The 23084-nt window shown below is 40.7% G+C and carries 25 protein-coding genes; 10 read left to right on the plus strand and 15 right to left on the minus strand.

The genetic code is table 11. The features are described from left to right. Positions 1 to 66 precede the first annotated feature (66 nt). On the plus strand, positions 67 to 1434 hold the full coding sequence (locus AC6CHU_RS16205) for an NCS2 family permease (protein WP_251283787.1): 1368 nt from the start codon (positions 67 to 69) through the stop codon (positions 1432 to 1434). Between the two features lie 39 nt (positions 1435 to 1473). Next, on the plus strand, positions 1474 to 3210 hold the full coding sequence (ade, locus tag AC6CHU_RS16210) for an adenine deaminase (protein ID WP_498122314.1): 1737 nt from the start codon (positions 1474 to 1476) through the stop codon (positions 3208 to 3210). A 33-nt stretch (positions 3211 to 3243) separates the two neighbouring features. Here the strand turns inward: ade and AC6CHU_RS16215 are convergent, their stop codons facing one another. The 3 genes from AC6CHU_RS16215 to AC6CHU_RS16225 all read right to left on the minus strand — a co-directional run bounded on the left by AC6CHU_RS16215 (position 3244) and on the right by AC6CHU_RS16225 (position 6989). Beyond that, positions 3244 to 4965: a glycosyl hydrolase family 18 protein gene (locus tag AC6CHU_RS16215; RefSeq protein ID WP_498122316.1), complete on the minus strand. Its 1722-nt coding sequence runs from the start codon at positions 4963 to 4965 to the stop codon at positions 3244 to 3246. A gap of 128 nt (positions 4966 to 5093) precedes the next feature. Continuing rightward, a complete protein-coding gene (locus AC6CHU_RS16220; protein ID WP_498122318.1) occupies positions 5094 to 6536 on the minus strand; it encodes a phospholipase D family protein in 1443 nt (480 codons plus the stop codon). Between the two features lie 129 nt (positions 6537 to 6665). Further along, positions 6666 to 6989, minus strand: a complete 324-nt coding sequence (locus AC6CHU_RS16225) for a DUF3243 domain-containing protein (protein ID WP_498122320.1) — start codon at positions 6987 to 6989, stop codon at positions 6666 to 6668. A 193-nt stretch (positions 6990 to 7182) separates the two neighbouring features. On the opposite strand from AC6CHU_RS16225, the gene plsY reads away from it, so the two are divergent. The 5 genes from plsY to AC6CHU_RS16250 all read left to right on the plus strand — a co-directional run bounded on the left by plsY (position 7183) and on the right by AC6CHU_RS16250 (position 11212). Beyond that, on the plus strand, positions 7183 to 7767 hold the full coding sequence (gene plsY / locus AC6CHU_RS16230) for a glycerol-3-phosphate 1-O-acyltransferase PlsY (protein ID WP_498122322.1): 585 nt from the start codon (positions 7183 to 7185) through the stop codon (positions 7765 to 7767). A gap of 183 nt (positions 7768 to 7950) precedes the next feature. Next, positions 7951 to 8661: a sensor histidine kinase gene (locus tag AC6CHU_RS16235; RefSeq protein WP_498122324.1), complete on the plus strand. Its 711-nt coding sequence runs from the start codon at positions 7951 to 7953 to the stop codon at positions 8659 to 8661. 109 nt (positions 8662 to 8770) lie between these two features. Then, positions 8771 to 9931 carry a CapA family protein gene (locus tag AC6CHU_RS16240; RefSeq protein WP_498122326.1) on the plus strand — a complete coding sequence of 387 codons (1161 nt, stop codon included), beginning with the start codon at positions 8771 to 8773 and terminating at the stop codon, positions 9929 to 9931. Between the two features lie 65 nt (positions 9932 to 9996). After that, the gene (locus tag AC6CHU_RS16245; RefSeq protein ID WP_498122328.1) at positions 9997 to 10809 is read left to right on the plus strand and encodes a CPBP family intramembrane glutamic endopeptidase; all 813 of its coding nucleotides are present in this window, start codon (positions 9997 to 9999) and stop codon (positions 10807 to 10809) included. Between the two features lie 109 nt (positions 10810 to 10918). Continuing rightward, on the plus strand, positions 10919 to 11212 hold the full coding sequence (locus tag AC6CHU_RS16250) for a HesB/YadR/YfhF family protein (protein ID WP_159867286.1): 294 nt from the start codon (positions 10919 to 10921) through the stop codon (positions 11210 to 11212). A 54-nt stretch (positions 11213 to 11266) separates the two neighbouring features. On the opposite strand, the gene AC6CHU_RS16255 is transcribed toward AC6CHU_RS16250, so the two are convergent. From AC6CHU_RS16255 to acnA, 9 genes are all read right to left on the minus strand, one after another. Then, a complete protein-coding gene (locus AC6CHU_RS16255; protein WP_341071653.1) occupies positions 11267 to 11524 on the minus strand; it encodes a hypothetical protein in 258 nt (85 codons plus the stop codon). Beyond that, positions 11481 to 11780 carry a hypothetical protein gene (locus tag AC6CHU_RS16260; RefSeq protein ID WP_159867283.1) on the minus strand — a complete coding sequence of 100 codons (300 nt, stop codon included), beginning with the start codon at positions 11778 to 11780 and terminating at the stop codon, positions 11481 to 11483. The genes AC6CHU_RS16255 and AC6CHU_RS16260 overlap by 44 nt, the downstream gene beginning before the upstream one ends. A gap of 159 nt (positions 11781 to 11939) precedes the next feature. Beyond that, positions 11940 to 12377, minus strand: a complete 438-nt coding sequence (locus AC6CHU_RS16265) for an acyl-CoA thioesterase (RefSeq protein ID WP_159867280.1) — start codon at positions 12375 to 12377, stop codon at positions 11940 to 11942. 2 nt (positions 12378 to 12379) lie between these two features. Continuing rightward, positions 12380 to 14692 carry an AAA family ATPase gene (locus tag AC6CHU_RS16270; protein ID WP_159867277.1) on the minus strand — a complete coding sequence of 771 codons (2313 nt, stop codon included), beginning with the start codon at positions 14690 to 14692 and terminating at the stop codon, positions 12380 to 12382. Positions 14693 to 14817: 125 nt separating this feature from the next. Continuing rightward, positions 14818 to 15069, minus strand: a complete 252-nt coding sequence (gene tlp, locus AC6CHU_RS16275; protein WP_159867274.1) for a small acid-soluble spore protein Tlp — start codon at positions 15067 to 15069, stop codon at positions 14818 to 14820. A 157-nt stretch (positions 15070 to 15226) separates the two neighbouring features. Continuing rightward, positions 15227 to 15370, minus strand: coding sequence for an acid-soluble spore protein N (locus AC6CHU_RS16280; protein WP_159867271.1), 144 nt, complete (start codon positions 15368 to 15370; stop codon positions 15227 to 15229). A gap of 62 nt (positions 15371 to 15432) precedes the next feature. After that, positions 15433 to 15564, minus strand: a complete 132-nt coding sequence (locus AC6CHU_RS16285; protein WP_201306565.1) for an FbpB family small basic protein — start codon at positions 15562 to 15564, stop codon at positions 15433 to 15435. A 235-nt stretch (positions 15565 to 15799) separates the two neighbouring features. After that, positions 15800 to 16321, minus strand: coding sequence for a peroxiredoxin family protein (locus tag AC6CHU_RS16290; RefSeq protein ID WP_251283783.1), 522 nt, complete (start codon positions 16319 to 16321; stop codon positions 15800 to 15802). Positions 16322 to 16876: 555 nt separating this feature from the next. Further along, positions 16877 to 19585: an aconitate hydratase AcnA gene (acnA, locus tag AC6CHU_RS16295; RefSeq protein ID WP_159867265.1), complete on the minus strand. Its 2709-nt coding sequence runs from the start codon at positions 19583 to 19585 to the stop codon at positions 16877 to 16879. Between the two features lie 354 nt (positions 19586 to 19939). On the opposite strand from acnA, the gene sspO reads away from it, so the two are divergent. Then, positions 19940 to 20089: a small acid-soluble spore protein SspO gene (gene sspO, locus AC6CHU_RS16300; protein ID WP_061790826.1), complete on the plus strand. Its 150-nt coding sequence runs from the start codon at positions 19940 to 19942 to the stop codon at positions 20087 to 20089. Between the two features lie 37 nt (positions 20090 to 20126). On the opposite strand, the gene AC6CHU_RS16305 is transcribed toward sspO, so the two are convergent. Beyond that, positions 20127 to 20384, minus strand: a complete 258-nt coding sequence (locus AC6CHU_RS16305) for a hypothetical protein (protein WP_159867262.1) — start codon at positions 20382 to 20384, stop codon at positions 20127 to 20129. 247 nt (positions 20385 to 20631) lie between these two features. Between AC6CHU_RS16305 and AC6CHU_RS16310 the strand changes: the two genes are divergently transcribed. Next, the gene (locus AC6CHU_RS16310) at positions 20632 to 20778 is read left to right on the plus strand and encodes a small acid-soluble spore protein P (protein ID WP_009334725.1); all 147 of its coding nucleotides are present in this window, start codon (positions 20632 to 20634) and stop codon (positions 20776 to 20778) included. Between the two features lie 46 nt (positions 20779 to 20824). On the opposite strand, the gene selA is transcribed toward AC6CHU_RS16310, so the two are convergent. Continuing rightward, on the minus strand, positions 20825 to 22222 hold the full coding sequence (gene selA, locus AC6CHU_RS16315) for an L-seryl-tRNA(Sec) selenium transferase (protein WP_498122332.1): 1398 nt from the start codon (positions 22220 to 22222) through the stop codon (positions 20825 to 20827). Between the two features lie 92 nt (positions 22223 to 22314). On the opposite strand from selA, the gene AC6CHU_RS16320 reads away from it, so the two are divergent. Next, positions 22315 to 22716 carry an Hsp20/alpha crystallin family protein gene (locus tag AC6CHU_RS16320; RefSeq protein ID WP_159867256.1) on the plus strand — a complete coding sequence of 134 codons (402 nt, stop codon included), beginning with the start codon at positions 22315 to 22317 and terminating at the stop codon, positions 22714 to 22716. 94 nt (positions 22717 to 22810) lie between these two features. Here AC6CHU_RS16320 and AC6CHU_RS16325 read toward each other — a convergent pair whose 3' ends face one another. After that, positions 22811 to 23044, minus strand: coding sequence for an Rdx family protein (locus AC6CHU_RS16325; protein ID WP_483863865.1), 234 nt, complete (start codon positions 23042 to 23044; stop codon positions 22811 to 22813). Positions 23045 to 23084 lie beyond the last annotated feature (40 nt).

The raw sequence follows: 23084 nt of genomic DNA on the forward strand, positions 1-23084 counted from the left end.
TATTCCATGGTCAAGTCAGTTCGTTTCTCAGGATGAACATTAACCATGAATAAGGAGTGACCTTTCATGTCGACGATTGAAAAGGATCTTGGGTCGGGCCTCCCGCCTGCCTCAAATGCGAACCTCTTAGAACGGCTCTTTAAGCTTTCCGCACGAAATACAAATGCAAAGACAGAAATACTGGCAGGCATTACATCGTTTTTGACAATGAGTTATATTATCTTTGTCAACCCGATCATCTTAGCTGACGCGGGCATACCAAAAGAAGCTGCACTGGCAGCAACCATTTACGCAAGTGTCTTCTGTACTCTTCTAATGGCTCTGTGGGCAAATTTCCCTGTAGCAGTTGCCCCGGGCATGGGGCTGAATGCCTTTTTTGCCTATACGGTGGTGCTTGGACAGGGGCTTTCCTGGCAAACAGCCCTGGGAGCTGTATTTATTTCGGGGATTGTGTTTTTAATTTTGACCGTTACCGGAGTCCGGCAGAAGATTGTAGATGGTGTCCCGGATGTCTTAAAGTCAGCTATAGGTGTTGGAATTGGTTTATTTATAGCCTTTATCGGGTTAAAAAATGCAGAATTAGTGGTCGCAAATGAAGCTACATTTGTCGGCTTGGGAAGCATCACAAGCAAGGGGCCACTGCTTGCCCTATTCGGATTGATTATTGCCGCACTCCTGATGGCAAAGAAAGTAAAAGGCGCCCTGCTTATCAGTATATTGGGAACGAGTGCAGCAGCCATGATTGTTGGCTTCATTGCCTACCCAAAAGCCGTAAGTGATATCGTTTCCCTTAATCTGCCAAGCATGTCTGAGACGTTTTTAGCTATGGATATTATGGGAGCCGTAAAATATGGCATCATCTCAGTCATTTTCTCCTTCACAATTGTAGAATTATTTGACAATTTAGCAACCCTCATCGGACTATCAAGAAAAGCTGGCCTCACAGATAAAAATGGAAAAATTGAAAACCTGGACCGTGCCCTTCAGGCAGATGCCGTAGGTACGATGGCAAGTGCAGCCTTCGGTAGCACTGCCTTAAATGCTTATGTGGAGAATGCCACAGGAATCTCAGAAGGCGGACGGACTGGCTTAACGGCATTAACGGCAGCTGTACTTTTCTTCCTGTCGCTCATCTTTGCTCCGCTTATCTATTTTATACCGTCTGTCGCCACTGCGCCTATTCTCATTCTTGTAGGAGCCTTAATGCTTAGTGAAATAAAACATATAAGCTTTGATGACTTCACTGATGTTATTCCGGTATTTTTGACAATCGTTCTTATGCCTTTAACCTTCAGTATTGCCCAGGGATTGGCATTCGGCTTTATCTCTTATACTCTGCTTAAGCTCCTGACAGGCAAGCATCATCAAATCCACTGGATCATGTATTTTGTGAGTGCTGCCTTTATTATTAATTTCATCATGGGCGGACATTAAACTGTTGATTGTCATTTTTTTTAAAAGCGAGGAGTCCGTATGAAGCTAACCATTGAAATGTTGCGAAAAAGAATTGATGTGGCGGCCAAAAGAACTCCTGCCGATCTGGTAATAAAAAACGGAAAAGTAATAAACGTGTTTACACGTGAAATCATCGAGGAAGACATTGCGATTGCCGATGGCTTCATAGCTGGCTTAGGAAGGTATGAAGGCAAAGAAATTATTGATGCCCGGGGCAGCTATATCGCCCCAGGCTTTATTGACGGGCATGTCCATATTGAGTCAGCGATGGTGACTCCCGCTGAGTTCAGCAATGTTGTGATCCCGCACGGAGTCACGACTGTGATTGCCGACCCTCATGAAATAGCCAATGTCAGCGGGACTGACGGCATTGATTTCATGCTGAAATCTTCGGAGGATATCCCGCTTGATGTATTTTTTATGCTCCCATCCTGTGTCCCTGCAACTCCATTTGAAAATGCCGGTGCGTCCCTTAGTCACAAGGACCTCGAGAAATATTACAGTCACCCAAGAGTGCTTGGGCTCGGTGAAGTTATGGATTATCCCGCTGTTATGAACAATGATGATGGAATGCTAAAAAAACTGGAAGCTGCCTATAGCAAAGGGAAATGCATAGATGGGCATGCGGCAGGACTTAATGAGGAAGAAATCAATATTTACATGGCAGCAGGCATAAGAACAGACCATGAATGCATCAACCCTGAGGAAGCATTGGATCGGATGCGCAAAGGAATGTTTGTTATGCTGCGGGAAGGATCGGCGGCAAGAGACTTACTGTCACTTCTCAAATCTGTCAGCGAACAAAATTCACGGCGCTGTTTATTCGTAACCGATGACAAGCACCTGGATGACCTGATCAATGAAGGCAGCATTGATCATAATGTCAGAATGGCCATTAAGGCAGGGATTGATCCTATCCTTGCCGTTCAAATCGCTACTCTTAATGCAGCAGAATGCTTCGGCCTGAAAAATAAAGGGGCCGTTGCTCCCGGTTATGAAGCCGACCTGGTTTTTCTCAGTGACCTCAGGAATGTCAAAGTTGAAAAAGTTATAAAATCCGGAATACTTACTGCAGAAAATGGGATCATGAAGAAAACTGTTCCAAACAATGCTGCACCCGCAAGACCTATTTTGGACAGTATCAAAATCACCAGCCTGAACTATGAAGATTTAAGCATTCGCATTGGGAAGGATAACTGCAATATCATTGGCATTATTGCGAACAGCATTGTCACCAGGCACCTTGTGGAGAAGGCTGATTCAATTGATGGCTATTTCCAGCCAAGTGCTCATAGAGATCACTTAAAGCTGGCCGTTGTGGAGCGGCACAATGGCACAGGCAGCATAGGGCTTGGCATTGTTAAGGGGTTAGGGATCTCCAGAGGCGGGATTGCTTCAACAGTTGCACACGATTCCCATAATATTGTTGCAGCAGGCACATCTGATGAGGATTTGCTGACTGCCATTAAGCATACGGCAGCAATGAGAGGAGGTCTGGCTGTTGTCCAGGATGGGGAAATACTTGCGGAACTGCCCCTGCCTATTGCGGGACTCATGACCGACCAGGATTCCTCATTAGTCTATTCACGTTTATCCCAATTGAATGATGCACTTATGACAATCGGATGCAGCATGGAGTTCAACCCGTTTTTGACGCTCTCATTTTTAGCGCTCCCGGTTATCCCTGAACTCAAATTAACTGATAAAGGGTTATTCTCTGTAAGATCCTTCAGTCACATTAAAACCGAAGCATAAAAAATAAGGCCGTGATGTTCTACGGCCTTTCTTTCATTTTTTGGTGATTTCCTTATTAGTTAACGTTAAGGCAGACCAGGCTGTTTCATCTGCAAAGTATCTGCTCCAGCTTGCAACACCGGCCAAATGATATTTCTTTGCCAAATCAGCTCGTTTCGTTAGTGAAATTTCATCTTCAAGCCATACTTTGTATGTGATTTTATCTTTTTCTGAGTAATGCTCCGCAAAATTTTGCCCGCTTACCGGATCGTATATGGGAGTAACTTTATTTTGAGTGAGCCATTCTTTCACTTTGCCCATAGAAAGGGCTTGTGAAGAAACATCGCCATTTGATTCCTGTTTCCATAGTCTCGTATATAATGGCACACCCAATATTAATTTTTCATTAGGCACAACCTCAAGCAATAGTTTCAGATTGTCCTCCACCCACGGGAGGCTTGCAACACTTCCTGCAACCTGTGAGCTTCCCCAATGCTCATCATAAGCCATGACAACCATATAATCTGCTATTTCGGCAAGCTTTTCCCTTTCATAAAAAGCAGACCAATTTCCGCTTGATGAAATGAAGGTGATATCCATTGACACCACTAAACCTGCGTCATGTAAAAATGGAGTGGCTTCTCTCACAAACTGCGTTATGAGCGGACCGTCCTCAGGATTTACATTTTCAATGTCAAGATTGATTCCGTTTAATTCATATAGTTGACTGAAATTTAAAAGCTGCCGGATCATTTTCTGCCGTGTTTCAAAGTTACCAAAGGCTTCATGTGTCAAATCAGGGTCAAATGCATTTGAAAACAATCCCCAAATTTGGTATCCCTGTTTTCTTGCCCAGTTTGCATACTCCTTCGACCCCAGGTTCTTAATAGCTCCTTTTCCGTCCGCAAGCTCAAACCATGTCGGCGATATGACATTAACGCCATCCATCTTCGGGATGGCCGAAGTATTCGGGTTTTTGGTATATACAGCTTCCCAGGTCAGCTGAATCGGATCTTCCATTTTAGGGACTGTGTTTTTTGTTTCTTCAAGTGAAATAGCTATCTCCCTGGTATTGCTCTTTTTTATGTATTGCTTCTTCAAATAGCCTGCTCTGCCATCTATTTTTCTTATAAGATAGTAATCTCCTTCTTCCTCTTCAATAAAAATATGTTCTTTAGGAGTTACGGAGGCCGTATAGGGTGAATCAAGACTGGCTTTCGTCCGAAGCCGAAGCAATTCTTCATGAATATCTTTTTCAAGCACTTCACCGGAAACAATAGTCTCTCCATTCTTTTGAACCCAGACTGCACCTGTTTCAGCGAGAATTGAATAAGTTATTGAATAGAAAGTCAACAGGGGCTCAAGTGCCACATACCTGTCTCCTCCTATCTGCTTAACAACTGAAAACTCCGATTCCACAGACTTGCCATTCACATAATAGCTTGAAGCATCAGATGGCATCTGCACTACTTTATTCTTAGTGGCAAGAATAATAGATTGTGAAGGTTCATCGTAAATGATAGCTTCATCAATAAACTCCTGCAGAAAGGTTAGTGGCAGGTAGATTGTATCCTCTTCTTTATAAGCATTTCCAGCCTGTTTTCCCATAAACAAAATCGGATTATCCCCTTTAAAGTAAGCTGCCTTCTCCTTCGAGGCAAAAGGATATAAAAGCATCAAAATGCTGGAGATTATCATTGTAAATGCAAACAAAAGACCCGCAAAAATCCACTTTTTAACAGGAGGCTTTTGTTTGCTTGTTTCAATCTTGTACATTCCTTTTCCTCCCTTATTTTCCATCGTAAAGGAATAATCTGAAAATGGGAAGAAAATTTAGAATGTCTTCATTTATTCAACCCATCCTTATAAACGAAATTAATCAAGGAAAGGTTTCACAATTTTTATCAGTATGTTGTAAAGTGAGTAAGCTTCTGGAGTCTATAAGTAATATATTTGGCAAAAGGCATTTTTTCATTGGAAGGATAGTTCTTCGTATAAATGCCTCCATTATTATTCCAAAGCTTATTAAAATACCTGTCGACATCCTTCATAACCTGTGAATGAGGAGGGGCGATGATTTTTAAATTTGTCTCCAGGTTTAAATCGTCCAGATTTCTTTTCGTAAAATTAGCTGAACCGGCGATAATCTTACTATCTTCTCTTCCGGTTATATACATGATTTTCGAATGGTATTGTTCAAATCCTGTATTGTACCATCTTATTTTTATGTTATTATGACCTAATTTGTTCAATTCAGCTGCAACAGGTATATTAGGCAGCCCGATCTTTTCAGAGCCGAAAGCGTTCTGGTTGGGATCCAGGATGATTTTTACTTTTACGCCGCGGTCGGCTGATTCTTTTAGTGCATCTACCACTTTTCGCTCAGCAAGATAAAACATGCCAAGCCAAATGGTTTCCCCTTTCCCAGCTTTATTGATTTCTTGAAGAATGTGTTTATAAATCTTGCCTTCAGTCAGCACCTGGGCCTTAAGCGGGCCAATTTTATTGCTCTTTTCTGACGTGAAATCTGCAAGTTTGCCGGATGCTGAATAGTCGACTACTGCCTGCTCGGTTTTTACGAGATCCGCTAAGATTGGCCCTTTTACTTCAAATGCTATATTGGAATGAAACCCGCTGGCATTGTGGGGATTTCCGGATGTGACAATCCCGGATTTTTCAGTTACAAAAACCTTCCGGTGATTTGCTTTTATATTCATTAGATCGAGATAGGAACGGAATGTCACCTTCGGAGCATTTTCTGCGAGCGGATTGGGGAGCCAGCCCTTGCCGCCCTGCCCAAACCATTGTATAAATACACGCCAAAATGCCGAATAAATTGGATTTGAATCCCTTAAAGGAACTAATGAAGTATAAACCAATTTTATGCCATTCTCTTTGAGTTCCCGGAATTCCGGGACTTCATGTGATCCATAGGTACTGTTAATCCGATCTGTAATAACGGTAATATCCATATTCGGGCGGTTAAGCTTTTTTTCAATCAGCTTATCAGTTATTTTGCCGCTAATATCAGGATATTCTTTATCACCATCATTAAAGCCGTTGAATAAAAACATATCCATAACTATAAAATCCTCTGCCTCGTCGATGGCTTTTAAAATATGCTTAAAGATTTGCTGTTCACTTTCTCTTTTGCCATTTTCTTTTTCAAATGTTAAATCGTAAAGGAACTGAACATCTTCTGCAGAATATATTTCTCCTTCGAATGAAAGGCCCTCGGGCAATGATTTATTGGATTGATAGATAATGGTTGCTGCCATTACCAGCACCAGGCTCAAAATAGGTATCCATACCTTTTTTCTATTTACTTTTCCCAGAACCTTTCTCACTAGTACTCCCCCTGCTTCTTAGACTGCGATAACTATATATAGACCATTTTTGACCATTGTAAACTCATCTATGCGCCTCCAGGCAAAATAAAAGACGAAGGCAAGCGCCTTCGCCATTAATACATATTATTAGCCAACAAGCTTTACAAGCAAATGAGACAGCTTATGCTTTTCTTCTTCTGTGCCTACCTTCCATAATTCCTGAAGAAGCTTTTCTTCACGGTTCCTTGGTTCTTCTTTAGATGCCAGATAATCGCCTACCTTTTGAGCAGTATTAGCAAGCTGTTCCTCATCCATGCCCATTTTCTGTCCCATGGAAACCTTTCCGCTTAAATAATCTTTAAACCCGTCAAAGCTTGAAAGAATATCATCTTTCTTTTCGCTCCCCATGTTATCGAGCTTTCCCTCTACATCTGCCGCTTGTCCATTTACATTATTCATATTTTGTTCCATGCTGAATCTCTCCTTTATTTGGAATTGTTTGCTGTGACAGTCTACTAATACCCGGTGTCAAACAGATCAAACACAAGCCAGAGAGTTGTAGCATCCTCAAAAATAATTTGGACTTCTTTTTAATTGCACATGGTATGCTGCTTTGCTCACATGGTACAATATACTAACATAGAAAGTATGAAGGAGAGTTTTTATGATTTATGGAATTATCATTATTTTAGCTTATTTACTTGGCTCCATTCCTTCAGGTTTAATTGTTGGAAAACTATTTTATGGAGTGGATATTCGTCAGCATGGCAGCGGAAATCTGGGCGGCACCAATACTTTCCGGACACTTGGAGTGAAGGCCGGCATGATTGTGACCATAGCTGATATCTTAAAAGGCACCCTTGCCGCATCCCTTCCCCTTTTCTTTGGTTCAGAAATGCATCATCTTATCGCCGGAGTTTTCGCAGTTATTGGGCACATGTATCCGCTGTTTGCCGGTTTTCGCGGAGGAAAAGCAGTGGCCACTTCAGGCGGAGTACTTTTAGCCTATGTACCGTTCATGTTTCTTATCATATTGGGTGTTTTCTTTCTAAGCCTTTACATAACTAAGTATGTGTCTTTATCCTCTATTCTGGCAGCAGTTGCCTCCATCATTTACGCTCTTATATTAGGTGACATACCGCTGATTATTGTTGTGTCTATCCTCGGATTCTTTGTTATTTACAGGCATAGGGCTAACATTAAACGAATCAGGGACAAAACCGAGCCCAAAATAAAATGGCTTGGCTGAAACCAGCCGGCCGCGCAAAACAGCAGACTTTTCACCTGCTGTTTTTTATATTTCAGAAAAACTGACCGTATGGTATGCGAGTAAATGATTATACATAAAGAAACATAAATTGATATCTTTCGCCATACATTAGTTTAGGCTTATATTCTGCCGAAAACCACTAATGTAAGGATGAATAATAAGATGGAAAAAATGAATAATATAAAAAAAGAAGAGGGAGAAATTCCCAATAGTGATGGTCAGCTGGCAGCAGCATTAGCTCATGAAATCAGAAATCCGCTGACAACAGTGAAAGGATTTATGCAGCTCTTAAAGCCATATTTATCTGAGATCGGCAAAGAACAGTACGCCGAACTTGCCATTGAGGAGATTAATAGGGCAAATGATATGATATATGAATTTCTGAATGCATCGAAACCTGGAACCAACAAGAAAGCAAAAATAAATTTAAACAAATTGATTCAGGAAATGAAAATGTTATTTGAAAGTCAAGCAAATATTAATAATATAAACCTCTCTGTAAAGCCTTGCCCTGGAAACCCCATCATCTATGGAGACACTAATAAGATAAAGCAGGTACTGATCAATATCATTAAAAATGCACTGGAGGCATGTGAGGAAGTTCATGCAGGAGATGGAGAAGTTAGCATAACTGCCAAATCAAACAGCCAACAAACAGAAATCATTATTGAAGATAATGGGCCTGGCATGACTGAAGAAACGATAAATAAATTATTCTTGCCATTTTATACTACTAAAGAAAAAGGGACTGGGATCGGTCTATCCATATGCCGGAAGATAATCGAGGAACACAAGGGCAGAATTGCCGTCAATTCCAGACTATCACAAGGGAGCGTTTTTATAATTGAACTTCCTCTAGCATTGACCAAATAAGAACATTTAAATTTAATGAAAAAAATGCAGAAAAATGATGAAAAATGCAAAAATTCATATTAAAATTAAACTATTAATATATATGCTCTATATTAAGGGGATAATTTTTATGAAATTAAGTAAAGCCTTCCTGCTATCCGCATTTTTCTGTACAACATTATTAATATGCTCGGGCCTCCTTATCTACAAGATGCACACTGAACATAAGGCTGAAGCTGCTGAAGCCAAACCTGTTCAATTGCATGCTGAAGACAGGGAAATGGCCGAGGGCAGTAAAATCCTTATTGAAAGGGTAACTTTGGGAGCTATTGGCGACATCCTTATTCATGATTGGGTATACAATGATGCCAAAACAAAAACAGGTTATGATTTCAATCCAATGTTTGAACATGCTAAATCGCTATTAAGTACTCCCGATTTCTTACTTGCCAATCAAGAGACAATTCTGGGCGGTACGAAAATAGGAATCTCCAGCTACCCAATGTTCAACAGCCCTCAGGAAGTAGGCAATGCTCTTATTGAGGCAGGCGTTGATATTGTTTCAACGGCCAATAACCATTCACTCGATAAGGGAGTAAAGGGCCTGGAAGCGTCTCTCGATTATATGGATCAAATTGGTCTGCCGCATGTGGGAACGAGCAGAACACCAAATGAGCAGCAAACCTTGAAAATACTCAGCAAAAACGGAATTAAAGTTGCCTATCTTTCTTACACATATGGCACCAACGGAATTCCCGTTCCTGCAGGTAAAGAATATCTCGTCAACCTCATTGATGAAACCGCAATAATAAATGAAATTAAGCGTGCTAAAGAAGAAGCTGACGTTGTTGTAATAAGTATGCATTGGGGAAATGAATATCAGCTTCAGCCAACAGTGGAACAAAAGAATTTAGCACAGAGTCTTGTTAAAGCAGGTGCTGACATTATCTTCGGCCACCATCCGCATGTTCTGCAGCCTATGGAGTGGATTGACAGAAAAGACGGCGGCCAATCATTGGTTGTTTATTCGCTTGGCAACTTTTTATCCGGACAGATGCGTGATTATAAAGATATAGGCGGGCTTGCAACCGTGGAGGTTACAAAATATATTGATCAAAATGGGGTCGATATCAAACTTTCCAACCCTAGGTTCGTCCCTACCTACGTCAGCAATAAACAATTGAAAAATTATCAGATCGTGCCGCTTGAGAATGCGGGCAGCTTTGGCTTACCCAATGCAGACTCTAAATACGACGAAATTATGAAACATATGTTAGGCAATATGAAGTAAAGCGCTTTTTAGCGCTTTTTTTATGCAAAAAAATGGTAAAATATGTTGTATACAGGGGGTTAGTTATGAAAAATGCTTTTATTAATAAGTCTCTTCCTTATATGCAGCTATGTGTATTCACTTTTGGTGTATTGCTTTTTCAATTGAAGCTTTTCGCTTTCGCTTTCATTCTTTCGTTATTACTTATCATTTTTTTAGTGCTTCTCTCAAAACAGGAGCGTGTTTTTTCATGGACTATTGCCGGCTATTTGTCAGGCAGCCTTTTGTTTCTTTATGGCGATAAGCTTCTTGATTCACTGCCCCTTCCATACTATATCTTAATGATATTAAATCGCTTTCTTCTGGTAATCCCGATCCTGCTGCTGATCTATATTTCAATAAAGTTTAAAAAAACACCGATCCCCTTTTGGCAAAAACCGGATTGGAATTCTCTTATATTTTTTCCTTTCATATGGAGCGGCTTCCATACCATAAAAATAAAGTATTTTCTTATAATTGCTATCCTAATTAATTTTGCTGCATTTGCATATTTTATTTTTTCAGCCGAGCACTCCTTTTCTAGGGACTTTCTGCAGTTCCTTATTGGCTTCTCCATTGTAAATGGGATAATGGAAGAGCTTTTATGGAGAGGAATCATCTTATCCAGAATGGCTGACCTGTCAGGAGAAAAATCAGCAGTTCTGTTTTCCGGGCTGGCATTTGGGGTATCACATATGATGTTTGGATACTCATTAGTTCTGTGTCTGCTGTTTGCTGCAGGAGGAGTGTTTTACGCGGCCGTCACGGTGAAATCCCGAAGCATCTTTCCTGCTTTCTTATGGCATATTGCCATGAACATTTTGATGATTTTAAGCGGCTTAATACCATTTCCAGGATAATATATTCTTGTTCATGCCATTATTTATAGGTATGGCGGCAGACATTTTATTCGCGCATAGGGAAAAACTAGCCTATAATATGACTATCACCCACGAGGAGGAATTTCAAATGAACATACATATCGAAGATCAGGCTGCCCAATGGTATCAGGAAGAAATGCTCTTGAATAAGGGTGACTTTGTCCGATTTTTCGCTAGATACGGCGGCTGCAGCACGGTTCAGCAGGGATTTTCCCTAGGCGTCTCTAATGAAAAGCCTCATGACGCAGGGGTGCAGACAGAAAAAAACGGAATCACTTACTTTATCGAAGAAAAGGATTTATGGTACTTTGATAATCATGATTTATTCGTGACTTTTAATGAAAAAGCACAGGAACCTGAATTTAAGTATAACAATGAGTAAAAGAAGCAGACACCGCCTGCTTCTTTTTTTATAAGATAAGAATCTATACTAGTGTTAGATAATTTTCCATCTCCGGTTTAAGCAGTACATGGGCAAACGTCTATACATTTCTTTCAGAAGGTTAAATAACAGCCCTTCAGCTGTCTCATCCTTCGCTTGAGGCCCGCGGGACAAGGGGAGACTGCGTGTAACATCAACAGCAACGCCCGACCAAAAACTGATGCTTTTCGTTGGCGATATTATATCATAGGCGATGCCTTCCACTTTCTTATTGCAGCCGTTCCAGGTGCTCCCATAACTTCTCTTTTTCAAGGATTTCCTTCTGCCTGGCACCAATCAAATCAAAGTGCGAGTAGCCATCAGTCCGATAATCAATCCACTCAGATTTTAGGCCATGCGATTTTCCCCAATCTTTCAGTTTATTTAGATCCGAACAGCCGACCTTTGTGACTGTTTTACAGCCAGGGAATCGCTCATCTAACCAATAATGTGTTAAAAAAGCAATTTCTCCACGGTCCACTTTCATCTTCCATTCTTGAAGATCTTTTCTGCGAAGGCCGAAAGCCATTTCCATTCTCCATCCTTTAGATTTATCACAATCTAACGTGCCCGAAAGAAGGACAAAGACTAGAACGCCACTTATGCAGCAGTCTTTGTGACCCGCTTCCTGAGGGCCTCAACTAACAATCAGCAGAAGATAACGCCCCCCGCTGATTGAAGTTTCACTTTATCTGACAGCAGCTTCAGGCTGCTTTTTTGCTTTTTCATACGCTTCATGCCAATCAGGATATTTCTTTTTAATAGAAATCGGGCGGAAATTCTCTTTTTTGACGCAAACATGTTTGGACAAGCCTGTTACGGCAAGTTCTCCTTCATCATTGAATATTTCATATCCATAGCTGACGCGGAAACCGTCATATTCTTCGATCCAGGTTTTAATTGTTGCAGTCTGCCCGTAGCGCAATGGTTTTTTATAAGAAGCAAGGATATCCAATACTGGAGAGATGATCCCATCCTTCTCCATTTCAGCATAGCTGAATCCAAGATCCTTTATGATTTGTGTCCGGCCAAGCTCCATCCATACCAGATAATTGGCGTGGTAAACTACTCCCATTTGATCTGTTTCTGCATACCTTACTTCTATTTCTTTTGTTGAGATGAGCATCTCTATTCCCCTTTGCTTATTTTATTTAATGCAAGTTCGAAATCCGCCTTCTCCAAAGTGCTGACCTGCTCAATATCCTCATCAAGTGCTGAAACCATTCTCATGGCCTGCGCCTGAATGGCCTCATCAGCAAGATTGGCGGCAAACCGTCCATTCCCGTTAACCTCAATCCTTGATAAAGTGCTGTTAAGGTAGTCCTTTGCTTCCTCTGTTAGAGTGTATTCATATTTTCCAGTATACGAAATAATTATTTCGAGGAGCTCCGCAGTTGAATAATCCTTGAAATGAAAGAACTTTTTGAAGCGGGACTTTAACCCCGGATTACTTGACATTAGCTTCTCCATTTCATTCGGGTATCCAGCCAAAACAACGATAAGGTTTTCATTATGCTTTGTCATTTCATCCACTAACGTATCAATGACTTCTTTGCCAAAATCTCCTGATGTCTGTGAAAGGAGTGAATATGCCTCATCGATGAATAGCACGCCGCCTAATGCCTCTCTTATCTTCTTCTTTGTTTTGATAGCAGTCTGGCCAACATAGCCGGCTACAAAATCAGCACGGCTTGCAACAATCAAATGTCCGCGTTTCAAGAATCCGCATTCTTTCAGCAATTCTGCATAGATCTTTGCTACAGTTGTTTTTCCTGTCCCCGGATTACCTGTAAATACTGAATGGAGCTGGATCGGGATAACCGGGAGATCTTTTTCACGGCGCATCTGCTGTATTTTAACAAAGGCCACTAGGTTTTGAACTTCTGTTTTAACTGTTTCAAGTCCGATCAGGCGGTCAAGCTGGTCCTGAGGATTTATCAGCTTTTCTTCTTCTTCACCTTCAAAATCTTCTTTTTCCAACAGTGTATATGACATGATGTTTTCGTTATTCTTTGCTTGAGATCCTTTTCTGAAAATCGCATCCAGCACAATATTTCTGACAGTCCTGGCATTTCCGAATGTGTCATCAACACGCTCTTTTTCAATTCGTTTACCCAGTTCCTGCTTAGCCCCTTGCGTAAGGACATAATCATTATCAGAGGACAGCTTTTCAGCAATCTGCAGCAGCTCTTCATTGGAATAATCCGGCAGGGCTATAAAGTTAGACTCCGGGAAACGGCTGCGGAGACCAGGATTGCTGTCCAGAAATTGTCTCATCTCTTCTGGATAACCGGCCATTATAACAGCAAACTTTCCCCCATATTCAGTCCCCGTCATCAGCGAAACTAGAGTATCAATGGCAGTTTGTCCATAGTCACTGCCGGACTGTCCCTCACGTTTTAGGCTGTATGCCTCATCAATGAACAGTACTCCGCCGATTGCCTTTTCAACAGCCGCCCTGACATTTTCCTCTGTTTGCCCCACAAATCCGCCTACCAGCTGTGACCGATCAGCTTCGATTACTTCTTCCCGCGGCAAAACCCCAAGGCTATGATAAATCTTTGCCAAAAGACGGGCGATAGTCGTTTTGCCTGTACCTGGATTCCCGGTTAGTATCATATTGAGGCTGAGTGCATCTTTGGTCTGAAATCCAAGCGACTTCCGTTCGTTTTGATATTTTAAGAATCGGTAAAAGTCATGAACTCTGCTTTTGACCGATTGCAGCCCAACCATTTCATTAAGTTCATCAAGTGGATCCTTTGGTAAATCAAATTGCTCAGCCTCAGATTCAAAAATCTCTTTCCATTCATTTTTAAGTCTGTTAATGGCATTTAAGTGCTTTTTCATATCAGTGTAATAAGTTGAAGTATGAAAAACACCCGAAATAGATTGCTCATATTCTTCAGATGCTTTTAAAAGAGAAGCTGTTTCTTCAATAGCTTTTTCAAGTATTTCAGTGAGCTTCCGGTATTCCTCATCCTCATAGGCAACCTGCTTTTTCTGCAGGTCTTCAAGCTCATCATCTGATTTGTTGATAAAACTTCTGCAAATTTCAATAAATTGCTCAGCGGTCTTCTTTTTTGCTGCCCTGTTATCGGTTTCCCGAATTGGGGGAAACGTCAGGGTTTCAAGAAGATTGCCTTTATTTTTCCATTCAGATTTCCCTAATTGGGCTGCTGCCATAGTATTGCCGGAGTCCAGTTCAACTGCTTTCTGCAGCCATGCACATGCGAGTGTATCATCGCTATTCTTGTTTAACCGGGAGATAGCAGCCATTGCCAATAATTCAGATAGCAGGGCAGGATCTGATTCTTCACTCATATTCTTAATTACATCTAACAGCTCAGCTTCATTTTGTATGTATCCGTATTGGTCAAGCTCATTCTTCCAATGGCCAGCCTTAATGTCTGCTGATACTGCCGGTCTATTTTGCTGTTTCATCAATTATCACTTCTTCTTCTTAGTTTCCTCAACTTATCTTACCATATTTCAATAATTATCTATAAGAATGCGCTCCTTCACACTAAAGGAAAAGACCTAATCACATTTGATTAGGTCTTGAGAAATTAATAATTATTCTTCTCGCTGCTATTGCCGTTTTGCTGTGCCTGATATTCATCCTTTATTTCTGAACGGAAAGATTCGATACTTTCGCGGCGGCGTTCATTTTTAGCTTCAATTCTGGCAAGATCTTCAGCATTTGCATACTTCATTGATTCTTCAGCTTCGTCCATATTCTCAATTGTATGAACGATCATGGATTGTAGCTTTTCAACGTTATCGCTGCGGTCATCTGGATTAGGTCTGTTATGTGCCATGGTTTATTCCTCCCTATGTTAGGTGATGGTACAAATTTAGTTTGTGAAGGAACAAGAAAAATATTGGCGGAAAAGTGTGGGTTGCTTGCCTGAAAAATAGAATTTGCAGGAAACAAAAGAACCTGCCGTCTATATAAATGGCAGGTTTTACTTTCAATTATTCACCTTTAGTTTGGATTACTTGAGCATGCTCTCCGGATTTGTCCTGCATTTTCTTGCCTTTGTTGCCGCCAAATCCGCGTGATTGTGTACCAATATGGTTTGGATTGAAATGATTAGGGTGTCTTTTTGGATTACTCACTTATATCCCTCCTCATATAAAGTTTGTGCATTTGAAGAGGGTTTCATAATTGGCAAGTAATTCTATTCAGCCTTGTTTAATCGCTTAAGTTCGAGACGCTCTTCGATTTTCTCCATAGCATCTTGATCTTTAAGCAACTGGCGTTTATTTTCTAGTACTAATTCAGCAAAGGAGCGTTTTCTAGGCTTTCTCATAAATCTTTCACCTTCCTTTAATAACATTGTAACAATAATTATCTCCAGAAACCCTTTAAATTATTACAACTTTTTGAAAATTTAATCCGCATATACCCAACCTATGTGAAAAAAGTTCATTTGGTTCATGAGTAATGCTTAAATATTCAGAAAACATTAGTCCTATTGTAAATTTCCCCCTATTAGCTTGAGATAAACCTAAATAAAAAAACATCTGCTTTAAGCAAATGTTTTTCTACATTTCTTCTATATACTGGTTCATTAGTTCCAGGGACATCGCACTTAAATATTTATTCCGGATAATCCCTTTTTCATCAATAAAAAAAGTGGTAGGTATCGTTATTATTTGATAATCATTAGAGGCTTTTTCGTCCACATCGAGTAAAATTGGAAAGTTCACACGCATTTTATCAGCAAAGCCTGCCACATCCGACTGAGGATCAATATTAACTGCCAATATAGCAACAGCGTCTCCCTTTTGGGTGTAAAATTTCTGAATTTCAGGCATCTCCGCTTTGCATGGAGGACACCATGTCGCCCAAAAGTTTAACATCACTTTTTTCCCTTTAAAATCTGAGAGTTTTACTGTTTCCCCCTGAAGATTCTTCAATTCAAAGTCTGGGGCTTTCAAGCCAATCGCTAACCCTGTTTGATTAACTGGATGGCTTTCAACTTCATCTTTTTCAACCGCCTGTACAGCAAAAATAGCGGTAATAATAATTAATAACACAGAAGCTGCGAACATTTTTTTGAACATGCTGTTTTCCCTCCCAGCTATTCAAGCCTTTTGCTTACTCAATTGTATTTTAACCTAGAAAAGCAAAAATAATAAGGTCCTGAGCAGCCAGTAAGACAGCATAAATGTGACAGATCCGTAAACAATTCCATCTAGCCAATTTCTGAGCGGATAATTGTATTTTTTAAATTCCCTAACCCAATAGATAAGTGAAAATAAAAACCCTAAAGTGGCTCCTTTGCTTCCTCCTGATAAATATAAAATACTTAAAGGGCTGGTTATAATACTTTCTGTTTGAAAAAGAATTAAACTAAATTTATAAGTAAAAAAGCTGATAAGAATTGAATTGAATAGGACATTCTGAAAGATCTTTTTAAATTCCGCGTTGTCTCTAAATACTATTGCTATCGTAAAAAAAGCAATAATACATGAGAGCAGGATCAATACCCATTCATACTTCACTATTAATGGTCCAGCCAAAAAAGCACCCAACTTCAGCCCCCCATTTAAGATATCTGAGCCTGTATATTGTAAATAAAAACCGCTATGTGAGCAAGCACATAGCGGCAGGTTAAATTAGTTAGCCAATTTATCACGAAGAACCATTTGCAGGATTCCGCCATGACGGTAGTAGTCGATTTCAACTTCAGAATCGAAACGGACAAGAACTTCGAATGTAGTCTGGTTGCCGTTTTCATCTGTAGCTGTAACTTTAACAAAGTCACGTGGTCTAACATTTTCATCGATTTGAACATCGATTGTTTCTTTTCCTGACAAGCCAAGAGTTTCTGCACTTTCGCCTTCCTTGAACTGAAGTGGAAGAACACCCATTAGAACAAGGTTAGAACGGTGGATACGCTCATAGCTTTCAGCAATAACTGTTTTAATGCCCAGCAGGTTCGTACCTTTTGCAGCCCAGTCACGGGAAGATCCCATTCCATAGTCTTTGCCGGCAAGAACAACTAAGCCAGTACCATCTTCTTTGTACTTCATGCAAGCATCATAGATAGATGTAACTTCGCCAGTAGGCCAGTAAGTTGTGAATCCGCCTTCTGTGCCTGGTGCAATTTGGTTGCGGATACGGATGTTCGCAAATGTACCGCGCATCATAACCTCATGGTTACCGCGGCGGGATCCATAAGAGTTAAAATCACGTGGTTCTACACCGTTCTCACGGAGGTATTTTCCTGCTGGCGTATCTTTGCCGATCGCACCTGCCGGAGAAATATGGTCAGTTGTTACAGAATCACCGAACTTGCCGACAACACGCAATCCTGATAAAGGTTTAACTTCATCAGCATTAGGAGTTAAGCCTTCAAAGAACGGAGGGTTCTGGATATATGTTGAGTTGTCATCAAATGAATATAAAGGCTCATTGCTTGTTTGAATTTGATTCCAGCGTGCGTTGTCATCAAATACATGTTCATATTCTTTTCGGAACAATTCAGGTGTAACGGTCTGTTTAACCACTTCATTTACTTCAGCAGTAGATGGCCAAATATCGTTAAAGAAGACATCATTGCCATTCTTGTCTTTTCCGATTGGCTCTTTTTGAAGATCGATATCGACTGTTCCTGCCAGTGCATACGCGACTACTAATGGCGGTGAAGCCAGGTAGTTAGCTTTTACAAGCGGGTGGATACGTCCTTCAAAGTTACGGTTACCGGAAAGAACAGATGTTACAAGAAGATCGCTTTCAGCTACAGCCTTTTCGATTTCTTCTCTTAATGGACCTGAGTTTCCGATACATGTTGTACAGCCGTAACCTACAAGGTTAAATCCAAGCTGTTCCATGTATGGAAGAAGTCCTGAATCACGCAGGTATCCAGTAACAACCTTAGATCCCGGAGCCAAGGAAGTTTTCACGAACTTAGGAACTTCCATTCCAAGTTCAACTGCCTTTTTAGCCACTAAACCTGCCCCAACTAAAACGTAAGGGTTTGAAGTATTTGTACAGCTGGTGATTGCTGCAATAGCAACTGCACCCGTTTTCATCTTGGTTGAATCTCCATTTGCAAATTCAACAGTGATTTCTTTGTCGATTTCCTTCTTATCCAAGCCGAAGCCCTGGTTTCCTTGTGGAGCAGTAATCGCATCATTGAATTCCTTTTTCATAGCTGAAAGCGGAATTAAATCCTGCGGACGCTTAGGACCTGAGAGATTCGCTTCGATTTCGGAAAGATTGATTTCAACTACATTTGTATATACTGGCTCAAGAGATGGATCAAAGAACATTCCATTTTCTTTGCAGTATTTTTCTACAATCTTAATTTGCTCTTCAGGACGTCCAGTCAGGCGCATGTAATCAAGAGCTTCCGCATCAACAGGGAAGAATCCGCAAGTCGCTCCGTATTCCGGTGCCATGTTAGCAATTGTAGCACGGTCAGCCAATGGAAGCTGTGTGACACCAGGGCCGAAGAATTCTACAAACTTGCCAACTACACCCTGGCTGCGCAGTACTTGGGTTACTTTCAATGCAAGGTCAGTAGCTGTTGTTCCGTTAGGAAGCTCACCAGTAAGCTTTACCCCTACAACTTCAGGAACAGGGAAATATGAAGGCTGGCCCAGCATGCCTGCTTCAGCTTCAATGCCTCCTACACCCCATCCAAGAACGCCGATACCGTTAATCATGGTTGTATGGGAGTCAGTTCCTACAAGAGTATCAGGGAAAGTTTCGTAATCGCCTTCAGTTGTTTCAAGTGCATGAACAACATTCGCTAAGAACTCAAGGTTTACCTGGTGAACAATACCTGTAGCAGGCGGAACTGCACGATAGTTGTCAAATGCTTTTTGTGCCCAGCTCAAGAATTGGTAACGCTCTGCATTTCGCTCAAACTCAAGCTCCATGTTAGCTTCAAGTGAATCTGGTGTTCCATACTTATCTACCTGTACAGAGTGGTCAATAACCAGATCAACTGGCTTCTCAGGATTAATTTTGTCAGGATCCCCACCCATGTCAGCCATTGCCTTACGCAATGAAGCAAGGTCAACTACTGCCGGAACTCCAGTGAAGTCCTGCAGAATTACACGTGATGGTTTAAAAGGAACATCTACTTCTTTTACTTCAGAAGTTCCCCATTTTGCCAGGTTTTCAACATGCTCTTTTGTAATTACACGGCCGTCGTATTGACGAAGTACTGATTCCAATAATACCTTAATAGAATATGGCAGTTTTGAAACCTTACCTACTCCAGCTTCTTCCAGAGCACCTAAATGATAGTAATGATAGCGCTTCCCGTCCAGATCAAAGGATTTGCGGGAATTGAACACATCGTTCTTTGCCAAATGTATTACCCCCTCTTTCAATAAACATCATATACCAAGTGTTAGGTAATTGTCGAAAAGTTTGAATTTTCATCCATCCTTACTTTTCTCACAATTCCTATATTAATACAACCTGCTATATAAGTAAATAACAAGAAAGTTATTGTTTTTGATAAGTTTTTCTTATCATAAATTTTTATTTACCTCATAAAGCCTCTTAAACGGTGTAATTGAAAGTATTTTTCAATTAGTAAGGAAATTCCATTATTACTTAGTTATTATTCTGCAAAAACGAAAAAGGAATTCTGCTTGTCCTAAAAAACAACATAAATTGACAATATCCAAGGAAAAATAGTACCAGGGAGGTGATTGACTATGGCTAAAAGAAAGTCTAATCATATTATTGAGGGTATGAACGCTGCCAAAGGACAGGGCATGGGCGCGGGATATAATGAGGAATATGCCAATGAACCATTAACAGAAGCGCAAAAGCAAAATAATAAAAAACGCAAGAAGAATCAATAAATGATAATACCCGGCTGAACTGCAGCCGGGTACATTTTTAGTATTGGTTTACATCCTCAACCATGGACCTTAAATCTTGCTGGAATTTCTCCAGCTGTGCACGCTGATGGTCAGATGCAACTTCCATAGCATTTTCAATTTGAGCATATGCTTCATTTACTTCCTGCTTAAGATGTTTTAGCTGATGGCCGTAACTTGCGGAGTCTCTTACAATTTCAGCATAAAGCTCCTGTGCATCTTCCATCCCCTGCTGTGCAGCCTGAAATGCCTGCTGTTTATCTTTATGATATGGCATACTTTTTCACTCCTAATAAAATTTGTACCATTAAATTGCGCAATAGCATCTAAAAATATTCCGCAAATCACACAGCAGGAAGTCTTGATATTCAGCCACAATTTGCAAGGCAAATTTCAATGGAAAAGAGACAAACTAACACATGAGGTGAGGGTGAATTTCACCCTGTATCTTTTTTCATTAAGACGGCAGGATATCAGCTGCCTGGAGCGGTAGAAACATCCTATTATCCCGAGGAGGACTTCAATTGAACAAAAACAATGGCAAAGACATGCGAAAAAATGCACCTAAAGGACATAACAATGATGGACAGCCTGAACCATTAAGCGGTTCAAAGAAAGTAAAAAACCGCAACCACACCAGACAAAAACATAATTCACACCATGACATGTAAATATAAAGAAAAGGCAGCTGCCTCCTCATCAGGCAGCTGCTTTAAATTAAATAGCGTTTAAGGCGTTTATAATGGTGTCCTCTTCACTGGCAGTTACTGTCCGCAGATCAATCAGAACTTCTTCCTTTTGAATCCTGACGATTATGGAGGAATCAATCCTTAACTGGCGTGCGATATGATCTGCTGAATAATGTCTGTGCTTTAAAACGGCAATCCAGGACGAAAGCTCTACTTCTGGCATCGTGCCTCCTCCTACCCGCCCTGTATTTTCTCTCATTGAACAATCGTAATCGTTTCCGGCAGCTTGTAATTTGTTAAGGAATTGAGCTGTTCTCACTTTAAGTTCATCACTGGTCACCAGCAAATCATGGACTACCGGAATATTTCGAAGACCCTCTTCTCCTTTTAAGTAATCAATAAGCGTGCCTTCGAGAGCAGCAATTGTCATTTTATCAACTCTGAGAACACGGGCCAGCTGATGTTTTTTCAGCTTTTCGATTAAGTCCTTCCTTCCGGCAATAATGCCTGCCTGGGGACCTCCCAAAAGCTTGTCCCCGCTAAAAGAAACGATATCTGCCCCCATTTTTAACACATCGCTGACTGCCGGTTCATCTCCGATTCCTTTGCTTTTGAAATCAAATAGTGCACCACTTCCCAGATCTTCATAAAATATCAGGTTTTTTTCTTTTGATAAGCGGGCAAGTTCTTCTGTGCCAACTTCTTTCGTAAAACCAATAATCTTAAAATTGCTCGTGTGCACCTTCATAAGCATGGCTGTATCTTCATTTATCACTTTTTCATAATCTTCCAGATGGGTTTTATTCGTAGTTCCGACTTCTATAAGCCTGGCCCCGCTCTCTTCCATTATGCTTGATACCCTGAAGGAGCCTCCGATTTCAACAAGCTGACCGCGTGAAACGATAACTTCCTTTTCTGCCGCCAGGGCTCTTAGTATGATATAAACAGCAGCAGCATTATTATTGACTGCCATAGCTGCTTCTGCACCTGTAAGCTCTTTGATCAGATTTTCCAGGTGACTATGCCTGGATCCCCGTTCTCCTTCACCCAGGCTATACTCCAAATTGGAATAGTTCATGGCAACTTCAAGCATATGATCTCCTGCAGATTTGCTTAACCGCGCCCGGCCAAGATTAGTGTGAAGAATAGTGCCAGTGGCATTAATAACCCTTTTAAGGGTATATCCATAACGAGCTTTAATGACCTCTTCTGATTTTTGAAATATAAGATCTGTAAACTTTTCCGTACCCGGCTCCTCACCGGTCCATTTCCCGGCAAGAATCGTATTCCTTATATCAGAGATTACCTCTTTCAGCATGTTGGTTGTATGTATAAAGTCAAGCTCATACTGTTTCATTAAAAGAGTAAAACGCCGGTCTTTTTGCAGTTCGTGCACCGGTGAAATATTTCTGACTATACTTTTCATAAAATCCCTCCAGCATTTGCCCCGTTATTATATCATTTTTCACTATTTTGCATGAAATGAATACTATAGAATGAAACAAGGGGGTTTTGAATTTGAACAAAAAGGAAGAATTCCATCCGTTTAATTTGGCTGAATTGGAAAAATGGATGGAGGATTTTTACCTGGACCCGCTTTCCTCGTATTTGGATCAGATCACATTCCGCATCGACTTATACGACACGGAGGCGCAGATAATCGTTGAGGCCCTTTTAACGGGATGTGCATCTAAAGATGTAACCGTTTCCTTAAAAGAAGACAGCGTAATCATCAAGGCTGCTAAAATAGATGACACAGAAGTAAGCCTGCGATGCCAGCCGTGTATGCGAAAAGTTAAGCTTCCTTTCTCAGTTATAAATAAAAAGGTAAGTGCAGATTTTGCAAATGAGGTATTAGAGATTTTCATAAATAAAAATGAAGCGGGTCCGGGATGCAATAGAGATATAATCATCAATTGAAATACTGAGAATGAGGTAGCCTTTTACCCTTTGTTTACATAATATTGTTATGGTTCAGAAAAAAACCTTCTCCACTTGGAGAAGGTTTGGCAGTTTATCCCTGCATCTTTTCAATAATGGCATTCGTTTTTGGAAAAATGCCAGTATCAAGCTTAGAATATAGCTTAACTCCATTTACTGTCACTTCAAAAGCTCCGCCCTTACTTGGAACCAGTTCCATTTTTGTGATTTCAGAGCGAAAATGTGTGAAGAGTTCTTCCGCGAAACTCGCGGCTTTTGGTGCATAGTTTCACATCATGCAAAATTCAACAGTTACTTCGTAAGTCATATTTTTTAACCCCCGTGTGTAATTTGCTAAAATGTTAATA

The sequence above is a fragment of the Cytobacillus sp. GQ23 genome (genome assembly GCF_059758675.1).

Bases quoted from the DNA above. Each gene is read 5' to 3' on its own strand.
- AC6CHU_RS16250 (WP_159867286.1), top strand. From the start codon at position 10,919: ATGAACATACATATCGAAGATCAGGCTGCCCAATGGTATCAGGAAGAA.
- AC6CHU_RS16265 (WP_159867280.1), bottom strand. From the start codon at position 12,377: ATGCTCATCTCAACAAAAGAAATAGAAGTAAGGTATGCAGAAACAGAT.
- AC6CHU_RS16290 (WP_251283783.1), bottom strand. From the start codon at position 16,321: ATGTTCAAAAAAATGTTCGCAGCTTCTGTGTTATTAATTATTATTACC.
- AC6CHU_RS16205 (WP_251283787.1), top strand. From the start codon at position 67: ATGTCGACGATTGAAAAGGATCTTGGGTCGGGCCTCCCGCCTGCCTCA.
- plsY (WP_498122322.1), top strand. From the start codon at position 7,183: ATGATTTATGGAATTATCATTATTTTAGCTTATTTACTTGGCTCCATT.
- sspO (WP_061790826.1), top strand. From the start codon at position 19,940: ATGGCTAAAAGAAAGTCTAATCATATTATTGAGGGTATGAACGCTGCC.
- selA (WP_498122332.1), bottom strand. From the start codon at position 22,222: ATGAAAAGTATAGTCAGAAATATTTCACCGGTGCACGAACTGCAAAAA.
- AC6CHU_RS16225 (WP_498122320.1), bottom strand. From the start codon at position 6,989: ATGGAACAAAATATGAATAATGTAAATGGACAAGCGGCAGATGTAGAG.
- AC6CHU_RS16305 (WP_159867262.1), bottom strand. From the start codon at position 20,384: ATGCCATATCATAAAGATAAACAGCAGGCATTTCAGGCTGCACAGCAG.
- AC6CHU_RS16285 (WP_201306565.1), bottom strand. From the start codon at position 15,564: ATGAGAAAGCCTAGAAAACGCTCCTTTGCTGAATTAGTACTAGAAAAT.
- AC6CHU_RS16240 (WP_498122326.1), top strand. From the start codon at position 8,771: ATGAAATTAAGTAAAGCCTTCCTGCTATCCGCATTTTTCTGTACAACA.
- AC6CHU_RS16215 (WP_498122316.1), bottom strand. From the start codon at position 4,965: ATGTACAAGATTGAAACAAGCAAACAAAAGCCTCCTGTTAAAAAGTGG.
- ade (WP_498122314.1), top strand. From the start codon at position 1,474: ATGAAGCTAACCATTGAAATGTTGCGAAAAAGAATTGATGTGGCGGCC.
- AC6CHU_RS16270 (WP_159867277.1), bottom strand. From the start codon at position 14,692: ATGAAACAGCAAAATAGACCGGCAGTATCAGCAGACATTAAGGCTGGC.
- AC6CHU_RS16260 (WP_159867283.1), bottom strand. From the start codon at position 11,780: ATGGCTTTCGGCCTTCGCAGAAAAGATCTTCAAGAATGGAAGATGAAA.
- AC6CHU_RS16245 (WP_498122328.1), top strand. From the start codon at position 9,997: ATGAAAAATGCTTTTATTAATAAGTCTCTTCCTTATATGCAGCTATGT.
- AC6CHU_RS16235 (WP_498122324.1), top strand. From the start codon at position 7,951: ATGGAAAAAATGAATAATATAAAAAAAGAAGAGGGAGAAATTCCCAAT.
- tlp (WP_159867274.1), bottom strand. From the start codon at position 15,069: ATGGCACATAACAGACCTAATCCAGATGACCGCAGCGATAACGTTGAA.